Consider the following 21,894-nt stretch of genomic DNA (forward strand, 5'->3'; position numbering starts at 1 on the left):
GGCCGTGTGCAGCCAGCATAGTGAAAACGCGTCTGAGTAAAATGCGGCAATGTTGATTGAATGAATGGCGTCACATTTTGAAACGTTGTTTTAATAAATTTTCATGCAACTTCACATTTTCGAAACATCCCTGCAAATAGTGTTTAAACAAGGTCAATGGGAGGTCAAAAGGAGGTCAATAGCGGCGATCGGGTTTGTAAATACTAATGAGAACTACTATCAATTCGCGGCCATTTTGCTATTATTCGCGCTTGTTTTGCATCCCTGAATCAGAAGTTGGAGAAGCAGCGTGGTAGCCAGTGATTTGATGCAAACGGACCTCTCCGTTTGGGGCATGTATCAACATGCCGATATCGTGGTAAAGGTGGTCATGATTGGCCTGTTGTTGGCCTCAGTGGTGACCTGGGCGATCTTCTTCGGCAAATATGCCGAACTCAGCGCTGCTAAACGCCGCCTGAAGCGTGAGCAACTGGCACTGGGCGAAGCCCGCAGTCTCAATGACGCCACCCGCATTGCTCAGTCGTTTACCGGTCACAGCCACAGCGTCGTGCTGCTGAACGATGCGCAGAATGAACTCGAACTCTCAGCGGGCGTGGAAGATACCAACGGCATTAAAGATCGCACCAGTTTCCGTCTTGAGCGCCGCGTGGCCGCGTTCAGCCGTCATGCAGGTCGTGGCAACGGCTTCCTGGCAACCATCGGTTCTGTTGCGCCGTTTATCGGTCTGTTCGGCACCGTCTGGGGCATCATGAACAGCTTTATCGGCATCGCGAAAACCCAGACCACCAACCTTGCGGTGGTGGCTCCGGGGATCGCCGAAGCGCTGCTGGCGACGGCGGTAGGTCTGGTGGCGGCAATTCCGGCCGTCGTGATCTACAACGTCTTTGCCCGCATGATCGCCAACTACAAAGCCTCGCTGGGTGATGTCGCCGCGCAGGTGCTGCTGCTGCAGAGTCGTGACATCGACCTGGGCACTGTTGCCACCGATGTTCCGCGTCCTGCGACCGCCCAGAAACTGCGCTTAGGGTAAGTTCTTATGGCAATGCGATTAAACGACGATCTGGAAACCGATGGTGAAATGCATGAGATCAACGTGACGCCGTTTATCGACGTCATGCTGGTTCTGCTGATCATCTTTATGGTGGCCGCGCCACTGGCCACGGTCGACGTGCGCGTCAATCTGCCCGCCTCAACCAGCGCGCCTCAGCCCCGCCCGGAGAAGCCGGTCTACCTGTCGATTAAAGCGGATAAGCAGCTTTACATCGGTAACGATCAGGTGACGCCGGATTCGCTGGTGAACGTGCTGACCAGCCAGACCCAGGGTAACAAAGAGACCACCATTTTCTTCCAGGCGGATAAGTCGGTGGATTATGAAACGCTGATGAGCGTGATGGATAAGCTGCGCACGGCGGGCTATCTGAAAATCGGTCTGATGGGCATGGAAACCGTGAAGAAATAGCGGGTTATCCGGCACTAAGGAAAGGCGACTGTTGAGGTCGCCTTTTTTTATGGCGGCGCTTCAGCCCTATAAAATCAGGCAGATCGGCGGCCAGGCGGATCATTTATGCTGCTTGAATTGAATTGTTAATTGGTTGTTACTTATGTACACAGATTTGTAAAGTGCAATGGTGACTCAGGTCACATTAATCCCGCCACAGGCAGGCTAAAACGGCTAAAAAACAACAGGAAGCCGTTATGAGTCACAGCCCGTCTTTACAAAAGCCGCCGAAAAGTGCTGCCCGAACTATCTTCACCGTCACCAGTGGTAACTTCCTGGAGATGTACGATTTTATGGTGTTCGGCTACTACGCGACCGCCATTTCCAAAACCTTCTTCCCCGGTGATGACCCGTTTGCCTCCCTGATGCTGACCCTGATGACCTTTGGTGCCGGCTTCCTGATGCGCCCGCTGGGGGCGATCATCCTGGGTGCCTACATCGACCATCATGGTCGTCGTAAAGGCCTGCTGCTGACGCTGGGCCTGATGGCGATTGGTACTCTGACTATTGCGGTGGTGCCGGGCTATGCCACGCTGGGCGTGGCGGCGCCGATTCTGATCCTGCTGGGACGACTGTTGCAGGGCTTCTCGGCGGGTGTTGAATTGGGTGGCGTGTCGGTCTATCTGGCCGAAGTCGCGCCTGAAGGACGCAAAGGCTTCTTCGTGAGCTGGCAGTCAGGCAGTCAGCAGATTGCGGTGATCTTTGCTGCTCTGCTGGGGCTGATGCTGAATCATCTGCTGGCGAAAGAGGCGGTGACAGAGTGGGGCTGGCGTATCCCGTTTGTGGTCGGCTGCCTGATTGTGCCGTTCCTGTTCTATATCCGCCGGATGCTGGAAGAGACTGAAGCGTTCAGCAAACGTAAACATCATCCGAGCATGACGGAAATCATGCGGTCGGTCGCCAGTAACTGGGCACTGGTGCTGGCGGGGATGCTGATGGTGGTCACTACCACGGTGATGTTCTACATGATCACTGCTTTTACCCCGACCTTTGGTAAAACCGTGTTGATGATGAGCGACAAGCAGGCCTTTATGGTGACGCTCTGCGTTGGTGTTTCCAACCTCTTCTGGCTGCCACTGATGGGCGCGCTGTCGGACCGCGTCGGACGCCGTCCGCTGCTGATTGGCTTTACCCTGCTGATGATTGTCACCACCTGGCCGGTGCTGCACTGGATGGTGGGTTCGGCCAGCTTCGCCCACCTGCTGGAGGCGGAACTGTGGTTGTCGTTCCTCTATGCCAGCTACAACGGTGCGATGGTGGTTTATCTGGCAGAGATTATGCCGGCTGAGGTGCGCGCTGCCGGCTTCTCCATGGCCTATAGCCTGGCGACAGCGCTGTTTGGTGGCTTCACGCCCGCGATCTCCAGCTACCTGATCCACGCTACTGGTGACAAAGCGATGCCGGGCGTCTGGCTCACCTTTGCTGCCGTCTGCGGACTGATTGGCACGCTGCTGATTGGCCGGATGGTGAAACAGTACCGGTTGCGTCATAACGGCACGACGACGGTCAGCGCCTCACTCTAAAACGACAAATCGACCACCACGCTGTCGCTGTAGTTTCCCGCAGGCGGCGTGTTCTGAGTGGTCAGGACGCGCGCGGTGTAGTTAAAACCGCGCGTCAGTCCATCCGTGGATACCGCCGTCGAGGTGGTACTGCTCCAGCGTTCCGTGCCTGCCGATCCCCAGCGATTGCTGGTGGTGTCTTTATAAATCTCATAGCTCAGCCGATTCGCTCCGCTCGCCATGTTCCTGACGCTGCCCACCGGATAACTGCCATTGCTAAGCCCGACGGTGTAGGTGCTGCCTTTGCTGCACAGCACGTTGATGGTCTGCGAAACGGCGGAGAAGCTGCCCACCAGCGGTGCGCTGCCAAAGCTGATATTGGGCGCGGTAATCGTGGTGCAATCGTTGGTGAGGATAACGGTGATGTTAATCGGGATCACGCCGCTGCCGTTCTGCTCGCTTAAACAGAGGTTACCTACGCTGACGCTGGTGCAGACACGGTAGGTTACGGCCATATTCAGCGTCACCTGATAGGTTCCGGCAGCCACCACCTGACCGGGCACGGTGCGCAGATAGACCGGAATCGCGAAGTTGAGGCTGCCCAGCAGACCCGCCAGGTTAATCAGCGTTTGTGACCCATAAACAAATGGCGTGCCGCCAACCGTCAGTTCGCTGGCACAGGCAGAGTCGGTGCAGAGCCGCACCGGCACATTATCGCTGCCGGTATCACCGCTGCGCTTCAGGATGCCACGCGTGCCGCTGACATTGGTCGCGCCGGTCAGCTGAAACGTTATCTGGTTATTACCGAGCAGCGACAGCGCCGATCCCGAGCCACAGTTGACGTTGGCGTTGGTGGTGACCGAGCTGACCGTGGTATTCGCCACAAACGTTGTGACCGAACCAAAGCTGGCGGTGGAGGCGGGCAGGGTACAGGCGGCGTAACTCAGCGACGGGAGCAGCAGCAACAGGCCAGTCAGTATCAGCGATTTCATCATGGTTGGGTTCCGGACGTAAAAGATTCGGCCTGAGATTTGGCGCTGCCTGCGGCGGGCGCGGGCAGCGCACAGGTCAGCGGGCCATAGGTTTTCAGCGCCTGCGGCTGACCGCTGGCGATGCGCAGTTCGATTTCGCAGCGGCGACCATCGGGCGTCACCACCTCCATCGGGTTACTGGCGGTGAGATCTTCCATCCAGACGATGCCATCCCAGCCGACATACTCCGTCGCATGATCAGGACGCTGCACCAGGCTTGAGACCGGCAGCGGCTGGCCCTGCGTATCGACCAGAATCACGCTGGCTGAGCGCAGTTTCTCCACCGGGAAGTTGAGCAGGTAGCCGCTCTGACGTTTCACCGCAAAGCGCTGCTCAACACGAGGTGTGGTCATATCTGCGGGCAGGTCGAGGGTATCGATATCATATTTGGCCGGATAGTAGCTGCTGATGGCGGGCACCAGCAGATAGCCCTGTTGATTGGTGCGTCCCATCGACTGGTTTTCATAGCGCACGTTCACGTCGGGGTAACCGGTTTTTACCAGCACAAAGGCGTCGTTGATGGCGTTGGCGGCAAAGACGCTGTTGTCCATTAACACCAGCGCGCCCGAGAGATCGGCCCACTGAGTCAGGTTGTCATCGTCGCCATAGAAACCGCCCGAGGTATCGATCTGGTTGTTGCGATAGCGCAGACTGCCCTGACGGTAATCGCCGCTGTCACCGCTCTGATTCGCCCATGAGGCATCCCAGGCGAACCCGCCGTCGCTGGGCATGGCGCTGGAAGCATAGATGCGCTGGCTGTCGCGACCGCGCTGATCGCGTTCGGTGCTGATGGCTGCGCTGCCCTGTTCGCCAAACGGGATCACCAGCGAGATGGCACCGGTCCAGCTCTTCTCCTCCTGATCGCGACTGGCGGAGACATAGAGGCTGCTGTTGCCCCACAGGTTTTTACTCCATGAGAGGTTCCACAGGCGGGTGCGGTCGCCCTGACCGTCGGTGATATCAATGAACGCGGCACCGACGCTGCCAAAGCGGTTCAGTGAGACGCTGGCGCTATACTGCGCACTGCGGCGTGACAGCGCATAGCGGCTATCCGCCTGGCTACCGGCACGGCTGCCGACCAGCGCCAGATTGCCGAAGTCGCTGCTGCGCTGGGTCTGCTGCGTGCCGATGTTGAACCAGCGGTTGTTGTACTGATAGCCCCAGCTGTATTGCCTGCCGCTTTTGCCATCGAGCTGACTTTGCGCCACCGCGCCATTGACCACGCCCCAGCTGGCAACGCGCAGCTGACCTCCCAGCCCGCCCATCGCCAGGCTTTCGCTGCCTTCGGCGTGACTCTCCAGCGTCAGCCAGTCGTTCAGGCCATAGCGATACGACCCGCTGGCGGCGGCCTCACCATAATCGAAGTTCTTAATGCCGTAGTTCTCGCGAATCGCGCCAGCAGAGAAAGCATAATCCGATAGCCCCGATTTCAGCAGATTGCTGGAGACGTAAAACGGCATGGTGGTAGTGACGCGTCGGCCCACCGCATCGGTGGTGGTGATCACCGCGTCACCCGCGCCGTTAACGAACGGCACATTGGTCATCGACCAGGGGCCGGGTTGCACGTTTGCCTGGCTGGAGCGATAGCCGTTGATAAAGAGATCGACGGTGGAGGGCACGGCAGCCTGGCCGGAAAAGGCGGGCAGTGGATAGGTCACCAGATCGGGACGGACGCTGAAGTCGCGACCAACACGGATGCCGCCGAGCCGCACGCTGCTGCTCCAGGCCAGCGAGTCAGTCACCAGATCGCCGACCCGCCAGCTCACCGCTGTGTTCTCATCTTCGTTACTCCACCAGCTGTCGTAGCGAATATAGCCGTTGTCCTGATATGTCGTACTGCCTTCCAGCTGCTGCTGCCAGACGCCGTTGGTAGAGAAGTGTCCGGCATCACCAAACAGCCGCAGTTCGTTCCAGGCGGAAAGCCGGGTGCCGGTGGTATCGGTGCGGCTGGCGTAGAGGTCGTAGTTGATCAGCGCACCGTTGCTGGTGCGTCCCGGATAGCGTGGCCCGTTCTTCGTCTCGCCAATCACCTGACCGGGCAGCCACTCCGGCGGCACGGTGAGCAGCAGGCGCTGACGGGAGGCGTCATACTCCACGCTGACGGGTTGCAGGCTGCTGACATCGATCTGCTCCTGCTGGCCCAGCTTATCCAGGGGCAGACCGGCGCGTTGCAGATCGCCACTGCGCAGCCAGAAATGCCCGTCACGCTGCTCCACCGGCACAATGTTGCCGTTCTCCTGCTGGTTAATCACCAGCTCCAGCATATATTGCTGACCGCTGCTGCTGGTCTGCAGGCTGGGCGGCGGAGGCAGGGATGAGTAAGTCTCCGCCAGCACAGGATCCGGCGTTAAAGCGTATATAACACTGGCCACCGCCAGCGCGCAGGGATGCAGGGAAAAAGGTCTCATTCAGGCGCTTATTTCTGGGCAGCGCTGCGCCACTGGCTCTTGTTGACCTCTGCGGTGAGTTCGCCGCTGACCGGCGCGGTGAGTGGCCAGCGGTAAGTGCTGTCCGCCAGCACATAACCGTATAAGCCTTCGCCCATTTTGCGACCGCCGATCGCCACATTGCTCAGCCGGGCATGACCGTTACCGCTGTTGGTCAGCTGCAGCCAGCGCTTGCCGCCCTCACTGACCTGCTGCCAGCGCAGAGCCGGACGGGCGCTGTCGGTAGTCAGCCCGCTGCCATACACAAACAGCGGTACGGAGTAGCGCATCTGGAAGGTCAGTCCGGCCTGATTCTCACCGGGCGTGCGCGGCGTCGGGATCTCATCCAGCACCACCCGATAGGCCAGCTCTTTCCCGGCGGCGGGCGGCGTCTGTTTGATCAGCCTGACCAGCTGTTTCTGGCCCGGCTCCATCCGCACCATCGGCGGGCTGGCGACCACCTGCTGCTGGGTCTGATACTGCTCCTGGCCGTTGCTCTGCTGCCAGCTGAAAACGCGGATCTGCATCATGGTGGTCGTGCTGCCGCGATTCTCCAGCCAGAGTTCGCTGGCTTTCTCTTCAGGATTAATCGCGGGATCGATGGGCCAGATCATCACCGAATTAGCGGCGAAGGCCGGAGAGAGCAGGGTGGAACTCAGCAGCAGCAGCAGGGCGCGCAGTGGCTTCATGATCATATCCTTGTTTTCTATCGCCTCACCAGCTCAGGGTGACGGTCAGCGTATCGGTATAAACGCCGGCGCGCGCAGTGCCGGGCAGTTGTAGCTGGCCATAAATCGGCAGCGTAATGTTATTGGCGTTGCTGTAGCTCAGCGGCACCGCCTGATTCACCGGGATCACCGTGGTGCGGCTGGCGTTACTAAAGAGCGTATAGGGAACGGTATTACTGAAATTGGGCAGCTTCAGGTTACGGGTCGTGGTGAAGTTGGCGCCCTGATTAATGCTCATGCTCAGCGTGGTGCCTGGCGTGCAGGCAAGATTAATCGAGGTGCTCTGCACAAAGCTGGCGTTAGCGGTCGTTGCCGCCACGCCAGACTGTGTGCCGAAGTTAAGCGTGCCGAAAACGCCGGTATTGGTACCGGATATCACGCAGCCTGCCACCACTGAAGCGGTAACCTGGAAAGTGCTGGTGGGCAGACTCCAGACGCTGACACTCCCTGTCAGCAGGGGCAGACCGCATGCGATCGTCAGGCAGGATCGCCAGAGAACCACCCTTATTTACCTGCGACAGCAGTTAGTAGTTCACGGCAACGTTAATCGTATCGGTATAGGTTCCGGCAGGGACCAGGGGGTTGAAGCCACCGCCGACCACCCGGCCATAAATGGCGTAGTTGGTGCCCAGCGTCGGGTCAGTCGTTCCACTGGCCGCAATAGGTGTGTTGTTGGCGATCGCCGTGGTGAAAGAGGCATCACTGTAGAGGGTATAGGCGATGCCCTGCGCATTATTCGATCCCAGAATCAGATAACGCGGCGACGTCGAAGCGGTGCCATAGATCGTGGCTGGCGCAGCATTACTGCTGGTCACCACGACGTTGTAGTCCTGACCGGTGGTGCAGCGCACAAAGATACCGTTGCCCGCCGCACCGACCAGTGTGGCGTTCAGGGTATCAAAGGTAGCGGCGCTGCTACCAAAGTTCAGGGTACCGAAGTTGACGCCCGCCGTGGCTGACTGACCGTTCACCAGGCAACCGGTGGTCAGCGTTAACGTGGCATTGATGGTTCCCGAGGTCGTCGCCGCCTGGGTTAATGATGGAATTGCGACAGTTAATCCTGCAGCGGCACACAGAAAAAGCTTGAGTTTCATAATATTTCCTTACGGATTATCGAGAGTCAGTGCTTTTTCACCCGGTGTTTATTAACGATTCAACCCAAAGTAAGGAAATAAAAGTAACAAGGCGGGCAGTGCCGCTGTCTTAAGAAAAATCTTAGACTTAAGAATGATGATTTATATCAGTTTTACTTACTATAGAACACTTAAAGCGTTACGCGAAGCCCCGCCCATTATTTTTCATTAATCAAATAGCCCCTTTTGCCGATAACCCAGTTACAGCAAGGCTTATAAGCGAGACGGTAAAGCAGAATCCTTTGTTTTTTCGGCATCTGGCACGCTTTCTGTTTCGGTGAGATGTTCCTTTACCAATCAGACATAATAACGATTTACCGGCTGGCACAGCTGACGGGTAATAAGATGCAGGTCTTTAAAGGCCAGCGTCTGCGAACGCGTTTTGCCGGGCCTTCGGGATAAATAAATACCGAAATTTAAATACTTTCACCCATTGGGTGTTTTTAGATCATTTATCAGACTACACACAGCATCCGTTTCTGCGCGGGTGGTGAGGAGCTACAGATGTTGCCAGTCACCTGGGATAGCGTTCTGATCTGCGTTTCGCTGATCGTGGCGTTTATTGCCTCTTTTACCGCCCTGGATACTGCCGGACGGGTTGCGGTATCCCGTGGCTGGAGCGCCCGGCTCTGGCTGCTGGTGGGCGGCACGGCAATGGGGATTGGCGTCTGGGCAATGCACTTTATCGGAATGCTGGCGATGATGATGCCGATGACGATGCGCTATGACACGCGGCTGACGATCCTCTCGCTGCTGGTGGCGATCCTGGCATCCATCATCGCCTTTGGTCAGACGGTAGGGGGCCTGTATCTCACTCGTCACCGGCTGCTGCGCGGCACGCTGATCCTCAGCGCGGGGGTGGTGGTCATGCACTATGTCGGCATGGTTGCCCTGCTGATTGATCCGCGACCAGAGTGGAATGCGCTGCGGGTGGCGCTCTCTGTGCTGATTGCGTTTGTGGCCTCTGGCGTGGCGCTGTGGCTGGCGTTTCATCTGCGTCAGGGCGACCATCATCTGCTGATGATGCGGGGCCTGGCCTCACTGGTGATGGGGATCGCTATCGCCGGTATGCACTATGTTGGCATGTCAGCAGCCCACTTCAACGAGAGCAGCACGATGCAGCCGGGCGGCGTCAGCAATCCGGGGCTGGCGGTGTGGGTGACGCTGATTACGCTGATCATTCTGGGCATCACGCTGCTGAGCTCAATGCTGGATGCGCAGCTGCGTGCTGCGCGGCTGGCCACCCGACTCCGGCGCGCTAACCAGGAGCTGCGTCAGCTGGCAATGCATGACAATCTGACCGCGCTGCCCAATCGGGTGATGCTGGAGCAGCAGCTCGATCTGGCGATTAAACAGTCTATGCTCAATGAGAGCCGCTTTGCCGTGATCTACATGGATCTCGATGGCTTCAAAGCGGTCAATGACACCTGGGGACATCACGTCGGCGATCGGTTGCTGGTGGCGGTGGCGGAACGGCTGCGCAGCCAGCTCAGCAACACGATGCTGCTGGTACGTCTGGGTGGCGATGAATTTGTGCTGATGGCCGAAGCGTGCGATATCACTCCGTCCCGTCAGCTGGCGCAAAAACTGGTTAAAGTGATCAGCACGCCATTTGAACTGGATCGCTACGTGCTGCACGTTTCACTTAGCGCGGGCATTGCAATATTTCCGCTGCACGGTCGCAACCGGCAGGAGCTGTTGCTGAATGCCGACGCGGCGATGTATCACACCAAACACAGCGGTCGGAACGGCTGGTGTCTGTTTGAACCGGAGATGAGAGTGGCGACGCAGCATCAGCTGGAGCTGGCAAATGATCTGTGGGAGGCGATCGATCGTCAGCAGATGCGGCTGTTCTACCAGCCCAAATTCCGTTCCGGTGGCACCCGACTTATGGGATTCGAAGCGCTGCTGCGCTGGCAGCATCCGCAGCGCGGTTTGCTGACGCCGGAGCTGTTTCTGCCGCGCGCCGAAAAAACCGGCCAGATTGTCGCGCTTGGCAACTGGGTGATCGATGAGGCATGCCGACAGCTGAGGATCTGGCACAGCCAGGGACACAGCGACTGGACGGTCTCGGTGAACCTTTCCGCGTTGCAGTTTCACCAGCGTGATTTGCTGGACACCCTGACCCAGACGCTGGCGCGATATCAGTTGCCAGGCAGTGCCATGATGCTGGAGATCACCGAAGCGATCGCGATGCGCGATCCCGTTTTCAGCCAGCAGCGTATTCGTGAACTGCAGCAGGCGGGTGTCAGCGTCGCCATTGATAACTTCGGCATTGGTTACGCAAACCTGCTGCATCTCAAGGATCTGGATGCCAGTGAACTCAAAATCGATCGCAGCTTTATCAACTGTCTGCGACCGGGCAGCGAAGATGCGACCGTGGTCAGCGCCATGCTAACGCTGGCGCAGAGTCTTAATCTGCGTATGGTGGCGGAAGGCGTTGAGACGGAAGAGCAACAACTTTTGCTCACCAGCTTAGGCTTTGATGCGCTGCAGGGTTATCTGCTGGGCAAGCCGACGCCAGCGGACCGGGTTGATGCGTTGAATTTTCCCCTGTTGCGACTGCCGGTGGCGTCACTGTCGGGCTGACGCTGACGATAGATTTCATCACTCAGAATGAGTGGAAAGGAGGCAGGGTTCGCGGCTGATTAACCGCCGCGCCGTGCCGATAACGAAGAGTATAAATTTAAAAAACCTCTGCCCAACCACCAGCACGGCTTCACGCGGGAATGCACTATGTTAGCGACCTCATACGACTCTTTTATCGTCATCGTCTCCGTCCTGGTGGCAATGCTGGCTTCGTTTACTGCCCTGGATATGGCGGGACGGGTGGTGCATTCCACCGGCAAAGTCGCGCTGGTCTGGCTGTTCGGCGGCGGTTTCTCCATGGGTATCGGCATCTGGGCGATGCACTTCATCGGCATGCTGTCGATGAACATGGAAATGGTCATGAGCTACAACTCCGGACTGACGGCTTTATCCGCCGCCATCGCGGTCTGTGCGTCGATATTTGCGCTGTGGCTGGTCTGTAGCAGTGTCGATCTGCCCTTACCGCGCCTGGCGGGCGGTGCGCTGATCCTCGGCAGTGGCGTCGTAGCGATGCACTACACCGGTATGGCGGCGCTGATGTTCTCGCCGGGTATCACCTGGAAATGGGGCTGGGTGGGCCTGTCGGTCGTGATCGCCCTGGCCGCTTCGGGCGCGGCGCTGTGGCTGGCGTTTAATCTGCGGGAAGGGCAGACGGGCCGGGTCACTCTGCTGCGCATTGGCGCATCGGTAGTGATGGGCTGTGCGATTGCAGGCATGCACTACACCGGCATGATGGCGGCAGAGTTTCCCGCTCACAGTCATTCGGTGGGTCAGGGCGTTAACAGCAACTGGCTGGCGATTCTCGTCACGGTAGTCACCATCTCGATTCTGGGCATAACCCTGCTGGTCTCGATGCTGGATGCGCGGATGCAGGCGCGTACCTCGATTCTCGCCAGCTCACTGGCTGAAGCGAATCGCGAGCTGGCACAGCTGGCGCTACACGACAACCTGACGCGCCTGCCAAACCGCATTCTGCTGGAAGACCGGCTGGAGCAGGCGATCAACAAAGCGAACCGTGAGCAGACGCAGTTTGCCCTGATGTTTATGGATCTCGACGGATTTAAGGCGGTTAACGACGCGTTCGGACACCACATTGGCGACAGGCTGCTGGTGGGCGTGACCGAGCGGATGAGTCAGCAGATGAACGGCTACTACACGCTGGCGCGGCTCGGCGGTGATGAGTTCGTACTGCTGGTGGAGATCGACGATCCCAATGATGCGGCGGCCATCGCCGATAAGCTGGTTAAAGCGGTGGGTCGTTCGTTTAATATCTCACGCTATGAGCTGGTGGTCTCGCTGAGTCTCGGCATCGCGGTCTATCCCGGCGATGGCGTGGATGAGCGCGAGCTGATGTTTAACGCCGATGCGGCGATGTACCACACCAAAAATAATGGCCGCAACGGCTACACCTTCTTCCAGCCCTCAATGAACATTCAGGCGCAGAGCCAGCTTCAGCTGAACAACGATCTCTGGCAGGCACTGGATAACGATGAACTGCGCCTGTTCTATCAGCCAAAATATTGCGCGCCGCGCGGACCCATTCTCGGTTTTGAGGCGCTGCTGCGCTGGGAACATCCGAAGCGCGGCCTGCTATCGCCGGATACATTCCTGCCGATGGCGGAAAAGACCGGCATGATTATTAACATCGGCACCTGGGTGATCCACGAAGCCTGTCGCCAGCTGCGCCAGTGGCATCTGCAGGGCCATCCGGACTGGTCGGTGGCGGTCAACCTGTCGGCATTGCAGTTTGAGCAATCGAATCTGGTGGAGACGGTGGTGGATGCGCTGGCAAAACATCAGATTCCGGCCGAACTGCTGACGCTGGAAGTGACAGAAACCACCGCGATGCGCGATCCCGATGAGAGCGTGCGTATTCTCACCGAGCTGACTCAGCTGGGGGTGAAAGCCTCGATTGATGACTTCGGCACCGGCTACTCCAGCCTGCTCTATCTGAAACGTCTGCCAGCCAGCGAGCTTAAGATTGACCGGGCCTTTGTGAATGAGCTGCAGCATCAGAAAGAAGATGCCACCATCGTCTCGGCGATTGTCGCGCTGGCGCAGTCGCTGCAACTGAAAGTGGTGGCCGAAGGTGTTGAAACCGCCGAACAGCAGGCTTTCCTGACCAGCCTGGGCTGTAACACCCTTCAGGGCTATCTGCTGGGCAGGCCGGTTCCCCCGGATCGGGTGCCGGAGCTGGCTAACTTTGTGCTGGCGGAAACGGATGACGCGGTGGCGGATGTGAGCCTCATCCCTGACGGCGACCCGCTGCTGACGCCGCACGTTGTGGCTATCTGACACGCCTGACGCAGCCTGGAGTCCGTGCGGTCGCCAACGATAAGCGATGCGCGCCACCTGTCATTGGTCGCCTGTCGTGGTAAAGTCTCGCGGTTAAACGACTTGTAGTTTAACTATTCACGGTTAAACAGGGAGAGGCGACCCGTGGCGAAATACCAGCGATTGATGGATGAGATTCAGCAGCAGATCGAGGCCGGCATCTGGCTGCCGGGCACCCGTTTACCCTCTCTGCGTCAGCAGGTGGCGCAGCAGGGTGTCAGCCTGATGACGGTGCTGCATGCCTATGAATTGCTGGAGAGTCAGGGCTGGATCGTCTCCCGTCCGCAGTCAGGTTACTACGTGGCACCGCGTGCCTTAGCGCCCGCACCGCTGAGTGTGGCGATCAGCGAACAGGTTGATATCAACGACTTCGTGTTTGATGTGCTGCAGGCCACGCGCGATCCCGCTATCGTGCCGTTTGGCTCCGCGTTCCCCGATCCCGCACTCTTTCCGCAGCGCCAGCTGATGCGCTCGCTGGCGAACGTCTCTCATCATCTCACCCCAACCGATGCGTTGCACAATCTGCCGCCCGGCAACGCCACGCTGCGACAGCTGCTGGCGCAGCGCTATGCACGTCAGGGCATTACCCTGTCGCCGGATGAAATTGTCATCACCAGCGGGGCGCTGGAGGCGCTGAACCTCAGTCTGCAATCCCTGACCGAACCCGGCGACTATGTGGTGATTGAGCAGCCGGGTTTTTATGGTGCGCTGCAGGCGATAGAGCGGCTCAGGCTCAAGGCGCTGGCGATCCCGGTCGATGCAAAGCAGGGTATCGATCTCGTCCAGCTGGAAGAGGCTCTGCAGCGCTGGCCGGTGAAAGCCTGCTGGCTGATGACGACGTTGCAGAATCCGCTGAGCGTGACCTTAACTCCGGAACGCAAAGAGCAACTGGTGGCGCTGCTGGCACGCTATCAGGTGCCGATGATCGAAGATGATGTCTATGCCGAACTCTGGGCAGGTGATGTGGCGCCGCTGCCGGCAAAAGCCTGGGATCGCCAGGGGAAGGTGCTGCACTGTGGCTCATTTTCAAAGTCGCTGGTGGCGGGATTTCGCGTTGGCTGGGTCGCGGCAGGGCAACATGCGCAGCGTATTCAGCGGCTACAGCTGATGAGCACGCTCTCAACCAGCGCACCGATGCAGCTGGCGCTGGCCGATTTTCTGGCCACGCGGCGTTACGACACCCATCTGAAGCGGCTGCGACAGATTCTGGCGAAGCGACAGCAGATGGTGCGTCAGGCGTTGCTGAAGGTGCTGCCGCCACAGGCCACGGTCAGTGAAGCGCGCGGCGGCTATTTTCTCTGGGTGACGTTGCCGGACAGCATCAATACCACCCGGCTCTATCAGCAGGCGCTGGCGCGGGGAATCAGTATTGCACCGGGGCAGTTATTTTCGGCAGGGGAGCAGTTCAGTCACTGTTTTCGGCTGAATACCGCCTGGCCGTGGGATAGTCGGGCCGAGGCGGCAATAGCCACGCTGGGTCAGTTGATGGCGGAGCCGCAGGTCGATTAGACCCGCGCGGCTTCCTGATGGCCCCAGGTCAGGTAGTAGACATCATAGAAGTCCACTTCCCCTTTTTGCGTCAGCAGACGCTGGATACCGGTTTTTACCCGTTCCGGTGTCTCGGGCAGCGACAGAATCCGGGAAATAGCCTGTTCGCGCACCGGCTGAACGTAATACCATTCGCCGTTGTAGCAGACGCGCAGATCGAGCGCATCGATATCTTCGAAGCGATATTTCGGATTGATATCCAGCAGCATCAGCACGCTCATCACCAGCACAAACACGGTGGCAAACCAGAAGGCGGGCCAGCCGAGCATCTCGGTGGTGAAGATCAGCGCTACGCACAGCCCGTAGCAGAGGTACATGACTGCCCAGAGGCCGGGATGGTTTTTCAGAAACGAGAGGCTAAAGCGCGGCAAATTGTCGCGACGTTCTTCGCGGTTAAGCGTGGCGATCTCGTCAATCAGGATTTGTTTAATAGCGTCCATGGGTTACCTCACTGTCATCTGTTAGCTATTACAACAGATAACAGTCAAGCATATCAGAAACAGATCTGTGCAGTTTTTGCATAACAGTTTAGCGCGTGCCTGCCCGCGTGACATTTTGCAACACTTTGCCGCAGTAAGAACCGCTTCCCATCGCCGCGCAGGCACATCGTTGCACTATTGTTAACGACACATTTGGCTTTAGTCAGCAATATCAGTCAATTATCTGAATTGTGTCGTCTGGCGCACATTGCATTGTGCCGGAGGTTTGCCACACTTAGAAAAAAACGGAGAACCTGTATGCGTGCCTCATCCTCCAGTCTGATGTTAATGATGTCCTTTGCTGCGGGAACCTTCTCGGCCGGGGCCTCTGATAATCCTCAGCATCTTATGCTCGGCATCCCCTCGGGCGGCGTGCCGAATAACCCGTTACCTCTGATTATCTGGCCGCGCGTAGTGCCGGAAGAGGAGGAGATCGCGACGTGGTTTGAGAAAACCTTCGAAGAAAACGGCTGGCCGCCAGCCTGGCGCTATCCGATTTACCCCTACACCCACTATCACCCCAACACCCATGAACTGCTGGGCGTAGCGGAAGGCTGGGCGGAAGTGCTGTTTGGCGGCGACAGTGGCCGGATGGTTACCCTGCGCGCAGGCGATGCGGTGCTGATTCCGGCGGGTGTCGGCCATCGTCAGGTCAGCGCCAGCGAAGATTTCATGGTGGTGGGAGCTTATCCGCGTGGCATGTCGCCAGAAACGATGCGCGATGAGCCAGCAAAGCTGAAGATAGCCCAGGAGCAGGTGAAAAAAGTGCCGTTGCCGACGCAGGACCCCTTCACCGGCAAAGAGGGTGCATTAACCGAGATCTGGCAGCCCATTGCCGCGCTGCATTTACAGCAACAGATGGACCTGTAAATAGCCATGCCCGTCACGAAATAATTAAGCGCGAGCACGCCTCGCGCTTCTGCTGTTCTGCCCTGAAATCTCTCTCTGACGTTAATCCCATTCGCTTAATCCTGTTGTCATACCATTGAATATTTGGCCGCCGCTGCCGATATATCACCTGCTAAGATTAGTTATTCTTCTTAATACGCTTGTGTTTGCAGACCTTTTCCGCTTTAGTCTCGGCCAGTTTATTAAGAATATTCCTAAGCCATCACCCGGCTACCGAGCAGCAGGCAAATAACAATGGATAATAACTCTGATGTCATCTATCGCATGCTGGTACAAAGCGTGATCGATTATGCGATCACCATGCTTAAACCGGACGGAACCGTCGCCAGCTGGAACGGTGGGGGTCTGCACGTCCTGGGTTACAGGCCTGACGAGATTATTGGTCAGCATGCCACCCTGTTTTACAACGAAGAGGATCGTCGACGCGGTCAGCTGCAGCGAGAACTCGATATTGCAGCGACCGTGGGACGGTATGAAACCGAAGGCTGGCGCTGCCGTAAAGATGGCAGCACGTTCTGGGCGCATGTGGTGATCTATCCGATCCGCGATGAAGCGGCCCGGCTGGTGGGATTCGCTGCGATCTGCCGTGACTGTACGCGGCAGCAGGAGCAGCAGCAGAAAGAGCGGGAGCAGGAGTCGCGCTTCCGTCTGCTGGTGGAAGGCGTCACCGATTACGCTATCTACATGCTCGATCATGACGGCAACGTAGTGAACTGGAACGCTGGTGCGCAGCGCGCCAAAGGCTATGTGGCGGAAGAGATCGTCGGCAAGCATTTTTCCCGCTTCTACAGCGCTCAGGATCGGCTGAACCATGTTCCGGAGCAGAATCTGCAAACAGCGTATCGCACCGGCCGCTTTGAAGATGAGGGCTGGCGCTATCGCAAAGATGGCAGTGCCTTCTGGGCGCATGTGGTGATCGACACGATCCGCGACGATCAGGGCAAGCTGCTGGGCTATGCCAAAATCACCCGCGACTGCACCGAACAGCAGCGCATCCGCAGTGAGCAACGTGAGCAGGAACAGCGTTTCCGACTGCTGGTCGAGGGCGTCACCGATTACGCCATCTACATGCTTGACGTCGACGGCGTGGTGGTGAACTGGAATGCCGGTGCCCAGCGTGCCAAAGGTTACAAAGCGGAAGAAGTGGTCGGTCAGCACTTCTCGCTGTTCTACAGTTCACAGGAGCGGCTGAACCGGACGCCGGAAGCCAACCTCGGTATCGCGCTGAAAACCGGCCGCTTTGAAGATGAGGGCTGGCGCTACCGCAAAGATGGCAGCGCCTTCTGGGCGCATGTGGTGATCGACGCCATCCACGATGATGACGGTAAGCTGGTCGGCTTCGCCAAGATCACTCGTGACCGCACGGAACGTCGTGAGCAGGAGCAGCAGATCCTGCGCGCCCGCGATCTGGCTGAAGCGCAGAGCACCCAGAAAACTGCGCTCTCTAAATTCCTCGATAACATCATCGCCAACATTCCCTCCTGCGTGATTGTGGAAGATGCGATTACCCGCGAGATCCTGCTGGTTAACGACCGCACTCAGCAGCTGTTCGGCCTGTCGAAATCGCTGATCGTCAATAAGCGCCCGCACGAATGCATGTCGCCTGAACTCAGTGACTACTTCAATAATCTGGCGGATGTGGCGCTGCGCAGTGAAGGCATGCATGAGCGCGAACAGCTGCTGATGACCGCCAGCGGCGAACGCATTCTGCATACCCGCGCGACCGCGATTAATGGCCAGGATGCGCGCCGTAACTATCTGATGCTGCTGGTGGAAGATGTCACCGAACAGCGCGCCGCCGATGCCCGTATTCACCATATGGCGCACCACGACAACCTCACCAGCCTGCCGAACCGCATGCTGTTCCGCCAGCGTCTGAGCGAAGCCTTGCGCAGCGCCGGTCAGGCTCAGCGTCAGACCGCCGCGCTCTGCCTCGACCTTGATAACTTCAAAAATGTGAACGATGCGCTGGGTCACCAGATTGGCGATGAGCTGCTGCGCAGCGTGGCAAAGCGTCTGCGCAACGCGCTGCGCGACCAGGATACGCTGGCGCGTATCGGTGGCGATGAGTTCGCCATCGTGCTGCCTTCGGTGGTGAACAGTGATGAGGCGAGCGCGGTGGCGCAGCGCCTGATCGAAGCGATCCGTCCGCCGGTTAATATCGAAGGCCATAATCTGTCGGTCGGGCTGAGCGTGGGCATTGCGCTCAGCACCACCATCACCAATACGCCGGAACAGCTGCTGCGCTGTGCGGACATGGCGCTGTATGAAGCCAAGCGCAACGGTCGCAACCGCTATGAGCACTTCACGCTGGAGATGGACGATGTGGCGCGCAGCCGTCGCCTGATTGAAAACGATCTGCGCGATGCGATCAGCGGCGGGCATCTGCGGCTCTACTATCAGCCCATCACCAACGGCGATCACCGCACGATTATTGGCTACGAGGCGCTGATGCGTTGGCATCATCCGATCCGTGGCTTGATCATGCCCAACGACTTCATCCCGATTGCGGAAGAGACCGGCCTGATTCATATGCTCGGTGCGTTTGCGCTCTACGAAGCCTGTCGTGAGGCGGCAAGCTGGGAAGGGGTGCAGTCGGTCTCGGTCAACCTCTCACCGCTGCAGTTCAAAAACAGCTCGCTGGTGCCGGTGGTCGAAGGCGCGCTGAAGGAGTCGGGTCTCGATCCGGCGCGGCTGGAAGTCGAGATCACCGAGTCGGTGCTGCTGGATGATTCGCTGGGGAATATCCGTACCCTGCAAAACCTCAAGGCGCTGGGCGTGCAGATTGCGCTGGATGATTTTGGCACCGGCTATTCATCGCTGAGCTATCTGCGATCGTTCCCGTTCGACAAAATCAAAATCGACAAATCGTTTATCAACGATATGGGCGACAGCCGCGAGGCGCTGGCGATTATCCGCGCCATCACCGGCATGAGCCGCAGTCTGGATATCCAGATTACCGCCGAAGGCGTAGAGAGCGATGAGCAGTTCGCTAAGCTGCGCGACGAGGGCTGTACGCTGTTCCAGGGCTTCCTGTTCGGACGGCCTCAGCCGTCGGAACTGCGGCTGAAAACGCTGGGTTAATCCGCGCCACATTAATCATAAAGGCCGTGCTGCTGGACCGGCGCATGGCTGAGATTATCGCGGATGCGGCGCACCGACTCACGCACCACCAGCCTGCCATTGAGCAGCAGGCTGCCATTGAGCAGCAGGCTGCCGGTGGGTGTGCCGGGATTCAGCCGCATCTCCTGCAGCATTCTTACGGCCGCAGCGCCCAGCTCATCACGTGGCACCTGCACCGACGTCAGCGGAATATCGTGGATCGCGGCCAGGTTAAATCCATCCATGCTCATTACCGAGATATCCTGCGGCACCCGCAAACCCGCCTGCTCCAGCGCCGTGACCGCACCGGCGGCAATGTAATCCCCGCTGGCGAGAATCGCGGTGGGGCGCAGCGCGTCCGGGCAGTGACGCAGATATTCCCCCAGCCGCTCCGCCGCCTCATTGCTGCTGAAGCTGTTCAGGGTCAGCAGATGCTGGCGGCTGTCAAAGCGCAGGTTCATGGCGTGCCAGGCGTCGCGGACACCCTGCAGACGCTGCTCCATGGTGTAGCGGCGCAGGCAGTGCAGCGACAGGATCTGCCGGTGTCCCTGCTCAAACAGATAGCGCGCTGAAAACTCGCCAATCAGCTGATGGTGTGGCGAGACCGACGGCAGGCGCATACGGCGATCGCGGGCGTTAATCAGCACGCAGGGTTTGTTCATCTCCGCCGCCAGCTGATGAATATGCTCATCATCAATGCCAATCAGCAGTGCCGCTTCGGTCTGCTGCATCTTATCGATAAACAGCGCGGCATCACTTTCCACCTCTTCCAGCGGGCAGTAGCGCAGCCGCACCTCATGCGGCTCCACCGCCTGGCTGATCCCCTGAATCACCTTGTAGTAGAAGATGTCACTGCGCACGTCGAAAGCGCGGGGCGGGGCAAAGACCATCAGATTATTCAGCAGCAGGCGACCGCTGTGCAGGTTGTTCAGCACGCCCTGCTGCTGCGCCACGGCCAGCACTTTGTCCCGGGTGGCGGGTCGGGTATTGGCTTTACCCGCCAGCACGCGCGAGACCGTGCTGATCGAGACCCCGCTCAGCGCCGCAATTTCACCCACTTTCAGCCTTTGTTTCATTCTGTGATCGCCTTCAAATCTGCTGATGAAAAATTTTTCATAGCCTGCTGAATCGCGTCAGATAAGCGTTTCAGTGCCATTTCCTGCCGGGATAAAGCCTGCCATGAAAAGCGTTGCAAAAAAGTGGCTGTACCCACGTTTCGCACTTTTCTAAATTCGTGAAAAGGACACGCGGTACGCCTGCTGGCGGTGTGCGTCATCAATGGCAATCAGGAGTGGCACAATGAGCCTCGAATCAACAACGAAACCCATCAGTGCGTCACGCACGGTGCGCGTGATTAAAAATTTACGCTGGTGGATGCTGGGCATGTTCCTGCTGGGTGTGACCGTCAACTACATCACCCGTAACTCGCTCGGCATTCTGGCACCGGAACTGAAAAACAGTCTGCATATGAGTACCGAGCAGTACTCCTGGGTGGTCGCCGCGTTTCAGCTGGCCTATACCCTGTTTCAGCCTCTCTGTGGCTGGCTGATCGATGTCATCGGACTGAAGATGGGCTTCCTGGTCTGCGCGCTGATCTGGTCGGTGACCTGTCTGCTGCACGCGGGTGCGGGAAGCTGGCTGCATCTGGCGCTGCTGCGTTTTGTCATGGGTGCATCCGAAGCCGCGGCCACGCCGGCTAACGCCAAAGCGATTGGTGACTGGTTTCCGAAAAGGGAGCGTCCGGTCGCCGCGGGCTGGGCGGGCGTGGGCTTTTCGATTGGTGCCATGCTGGCGCCGCCGATTATCTATGTCGCGCACATTACCTTTGGCTGGCAGGGCGCCTTCCTGCTGACCGGCGGTCTGGGCCTGCTGTGGGTGGGACTCTGGTGGTGGGGCTATCACTCGCCGGAGACTCATCCTCGTCTCTCTGATGAAGAGCGCGCCTTTATTAATCAGGACAACGAGGCGATCGGTGAAAAACTGCCGTTCTTCACCGCGCTGAAAGTGATTGGTAAAGAGAAGAAATTCTACGGCATCGCTATTCCTGCGTTTCTGGCCGAACCGGCCTGGGCGGTGCTGAGCTTCTGGGTGCCGCTCTATCTTGCCAACGAGCGCGGCATGGATCTCAAGCAGATCGTCATGTTCGCCTGGCTGCCATTCCTGGCCGCCGACCTCGGCAGCGTCGCCAGCGGCTATCTCACTAAACTCTATGTGCGCTGGTTTGGCATGACTCGCGTCAACTCCATTGTCGCCAGTTCGATGACCGGCGCACTGCTGATGGTCTCGCTGGCGCTGATGACGCTGGTGAAAGATCCCTGGCTGGCTATCGCCCTGATCTCCGTCGGTGGCTTCGGTCATCAGGTGATCTCCTGCATGCTGAGCGCACTGGTGGTAGAGCGTTTTGATCGCCGCCAGATGGCCACGGTCAACGGTATGCGCGGCTCCTGCGCCTGGATCGCCAGCTTTATCTTCTCGCTGATTATCGGTGTTACCGCCGATACCATCGGCTTTAATCCGCTGTTTGTGGCGATGGGCTTTTTTGACCTGATTGGTGCCGTTTTCCTGGTGATGCTGATCGCCGAACGCCGCCAGCGCCCTGCTAACCCATAAGGATA

16 protein-coding genes are annotated in these 21,894 nt (G+C 58.3%); 9 read left to right on the top strand and 7 right to left on the bottom strand.

Annotation, left to right across the window (positions count from 1 at the left end):
- Positions 1–307 precede the first annotated feature (307 nt).
- The 3 genes from exbB (at position 308) to ACN1CO_RS17955 (ending at position 3,021) form a co-directional block, all read left to right on the top strand.
- On the top strand, positions 308–1,030 hold the full coding sequence (gene exbB / locus ACN1CO_RS17945; RefSeq protein ID WP_419140118.1) for a tol-pal system-associated acyl-CoA thioesterase: 723 nt from the start codon (positions 308–310) through the stop codon (positions 1,028–1,030).
- A 6-nt stretch (positions 1,031–1,036) separates the two neighbouring features.
- A complete protein-coding gene (gene exbD, locus ACN1CO_RS17950) occupies positions 1,037–1,459 on the top strand; it encodes a TonB system transport protein ExbD (RefSeq protein WP_419140119.1) in 423 nt (140 codons plus the stop codon).
- Between the two features lie 236 nt (positions 1,460–1,695).
- Entirely contained in the window at positions 1,696–3,021 is a 1,326-nt protein-coding gene (locus ACN1CO_RS17955) for an MFS transporter (protein ID WP_419140120.1), read from the top strand.
- On the opposite strand, the gene ACN1CO_RS17960 is transcribed toward ACN1CO_RS17955, so the two are convergent.
- Genes ACN1CO_RS17960 through ACN1CO_RS17980 form a run of 5 tightly spaced genes read right to left on the bottom strand, consistent with a single transcriptional unit; the run spans position 3,018 to position 8,279 of the window.
- A complete protein-coding gene (locus ACN1CO_RS17960) occupies positions 3,018–3,995 on the bottom strand; it encodes a spore coat U domain-containing protein (protein WP_419140121.1) in 978 nt (325 codons plus the stop codon). The genes ACN1CO_RS17955 and ACN1CO_RS17960 overlap by 4 nt on opposite strands.
- Complete coding sequence (locus ACN1CO_RS17965; protein ID WP_419140122.1) at positions 3,992–6,439, bottom strand: fimbria/pilus outer membrane usher protein; 2,448 nt, start codon at positions 6,437–6,439, stop codon at positions 3,992–3,994. The genes ACN1CO_RS17960 and ACN1CO_RS17965 overlap by 4 nt, the downstream gene beginning before the upstream one ends.
- An 8-nt stretch (positions 6,440–6,447) precedes the next feature.
- The gene (locus ACN1CO_RS17970; RefSeq protein ID WP_419140123.1) at positions 6,448–7,146 is read right to left on the bottom strand and encodes a molecular chaperone; all 699 of its coding nucleotides are present in this window, start codon (positions 7,144–7,146) and stop codon (positions 6,448–6,450) included.
- A 25-nt stretch (positions 7,147–7,171) separates the two neighbouring features.
- Positions 7,172–7,687, bottom strand: a complete 516-nt coding sequence (locus tag ACN1CO_RS17975; RefSeq protein WP_419140124.1) for a spore coat U domain-containing protein — start codon at positions 7,685–7,687, stop codon at positions 7,172–7,174.
- Between the two features lie 22 nt (positions 7,688–7,709).
- On the bottom strand, positions 7,710–8,279 hold the full coding sequence (locus ACN1CO_RS17980; RefSeq protein WP_419140125.1) for a spore coat protein U domain-containing protein: 570 nt from the start codon (positions 8,277–8,279) through the stop codon (positions 7,710–7,712).
- Between the two features lie 543 nt (positions 8,280–8,822).
- On the opposite strand from ACN1CO_RS17980, the gene ACN1CO_RS17985 reads away from it, so the two are divergent.
- The 3 genes from ACN1CO_RS17985 (at position 8,823) to ACN1CO_RS17995 (ending at position 14,750) form a co-directional block, all read left to right on the top strand.
- Complete coding sequence (locus tag ACN1CO_RS17985; protein ID WP_419140126.1) at positions 8,823–10,907, top strand: putative bifunctional diguanylate cyclase/phosphodiesterase; 2,085 nt, start codon at positions 8,823–8,825, stop codon at positions 10,905–10,907.
- A gap of 147 nt (positions 10,908–11,054) precedes the next feature.
- Positions 11,055–13,202, top strand: a complete 2,148-nt coding sequence (locus tag ACN1CO_RS17990; protein ID WP_419140127.1) for a putative bifunctional diguanylate cyclase/phosphodiesterase — start codon at positions 11,055–11,057, stop codon at positions 13,200–13,202.
- Between the two features lie 144 nt (positions 13,203–13,346).
- Positions 13,347–14,750: a PLP-dependent aminotransferase family protein gene (locus ACN1CO_RS17995; protein WP_419140128.1), complete on the top strand. Its 1,404-nt coding sequence runs from the start codon at positions 13,347–13,349 to the stop codon at positions 14,748–14,750.
- On the opposite strand, the gene ACN1CO_RS18000 is transcribed toward ACN1CO_RS17995, so the two are convergent.
- Positions 14,747–15,229: a YlaC family protein gene (locus ACN1CO_RS18000; protein WP_136197976.1), complete on the bottom strand. Its 483-nt coding sequence runs from the start codon at positions 15,227–15,229 to the stop codon at positions 14,747–14,749. The genes ACN1CO_RS17995 and ACN1CO_RS18000 overlap by 4 nt on opposite strands.
- 297 nt (positions 15,230–15,526) lie before the next feature.
- Between ACN1CO_RS18000 and ACN1CO_RS18005 the strand changes: the two genes are divergently transcribed.
- On the top strand, positions 15,527–16,138 hold the full coding sequence (locus ACN1CO_RS18005; protein WP_419140129.1) for a cupin domain-containing protein: 612 nt from the start codon (positions 15,527–15,529) through the stop codon (positions 16,136–16,138).
- A gap of 273 nt (positions 16,139–16,411) precedes the next feature.
- Positions 16,412–19,261 carry an EAL and GGDEF domain-containing protein gene (locus ACN1CO_RS18010; RefSeq protein ID WP_419140130.1) on the top strand — a complete coding sequence of 950 codons (2,850 nt, stop codon included), beginning with the start codon at positions 16,412–16,414 and terminating at the stop codon, positions 19,259–19,261.
- A gap of 11 nt (positions 19,262–19,272) precedes the next feature.
- Here the strand turns inward: ACN1CO_RS18010 and ACN1CO_RS18015 are convergent, their stop codons facing one another.
- Positions 19,273–20,355 carry a LacI family DNA-binding transcriptional regulator gene (locus ACN1CO_RS18015; RefSeq protein ID WP_419140131.1) on the bottom strand — a complete coding sequence of 361 codons (1,083 nt, stop codon included), beginning with the start codon at positions 20,353–20,355 and terminating at the stop codon, positions 19,273–19,275.
- A 223-nt stretch (positions 20,356–20,578) separates the two neighbouring features.
- Between ACN1CO_RS18015 and ACN1CO_RS18020 the strand changes: the two genes are divergently transcribed.
- Positions 20,579–21,889, top strand: a complete 1,311-nt coding sequence (locus tag ACN1CO_RS18020) for an MFS transporter (protein WP_419140132.1) — start codon at positions 20,579–20,581, stop codon at positions 21,887–21,889.
- Positions 21,890–21,894 lie beyond the last annotated feature (5 nt).

The sequence above is a fragment of the Pantoea sp. R13S299 genome (assembly GCF_048515925.1).
In the GTDB taxonomy this organism is placed as follows: domain Bacteria; phylum Pseudomonadota; class Gammaproteobacteria; order Enterobacterales; family Enterobacteriaceae; genus Pantoea.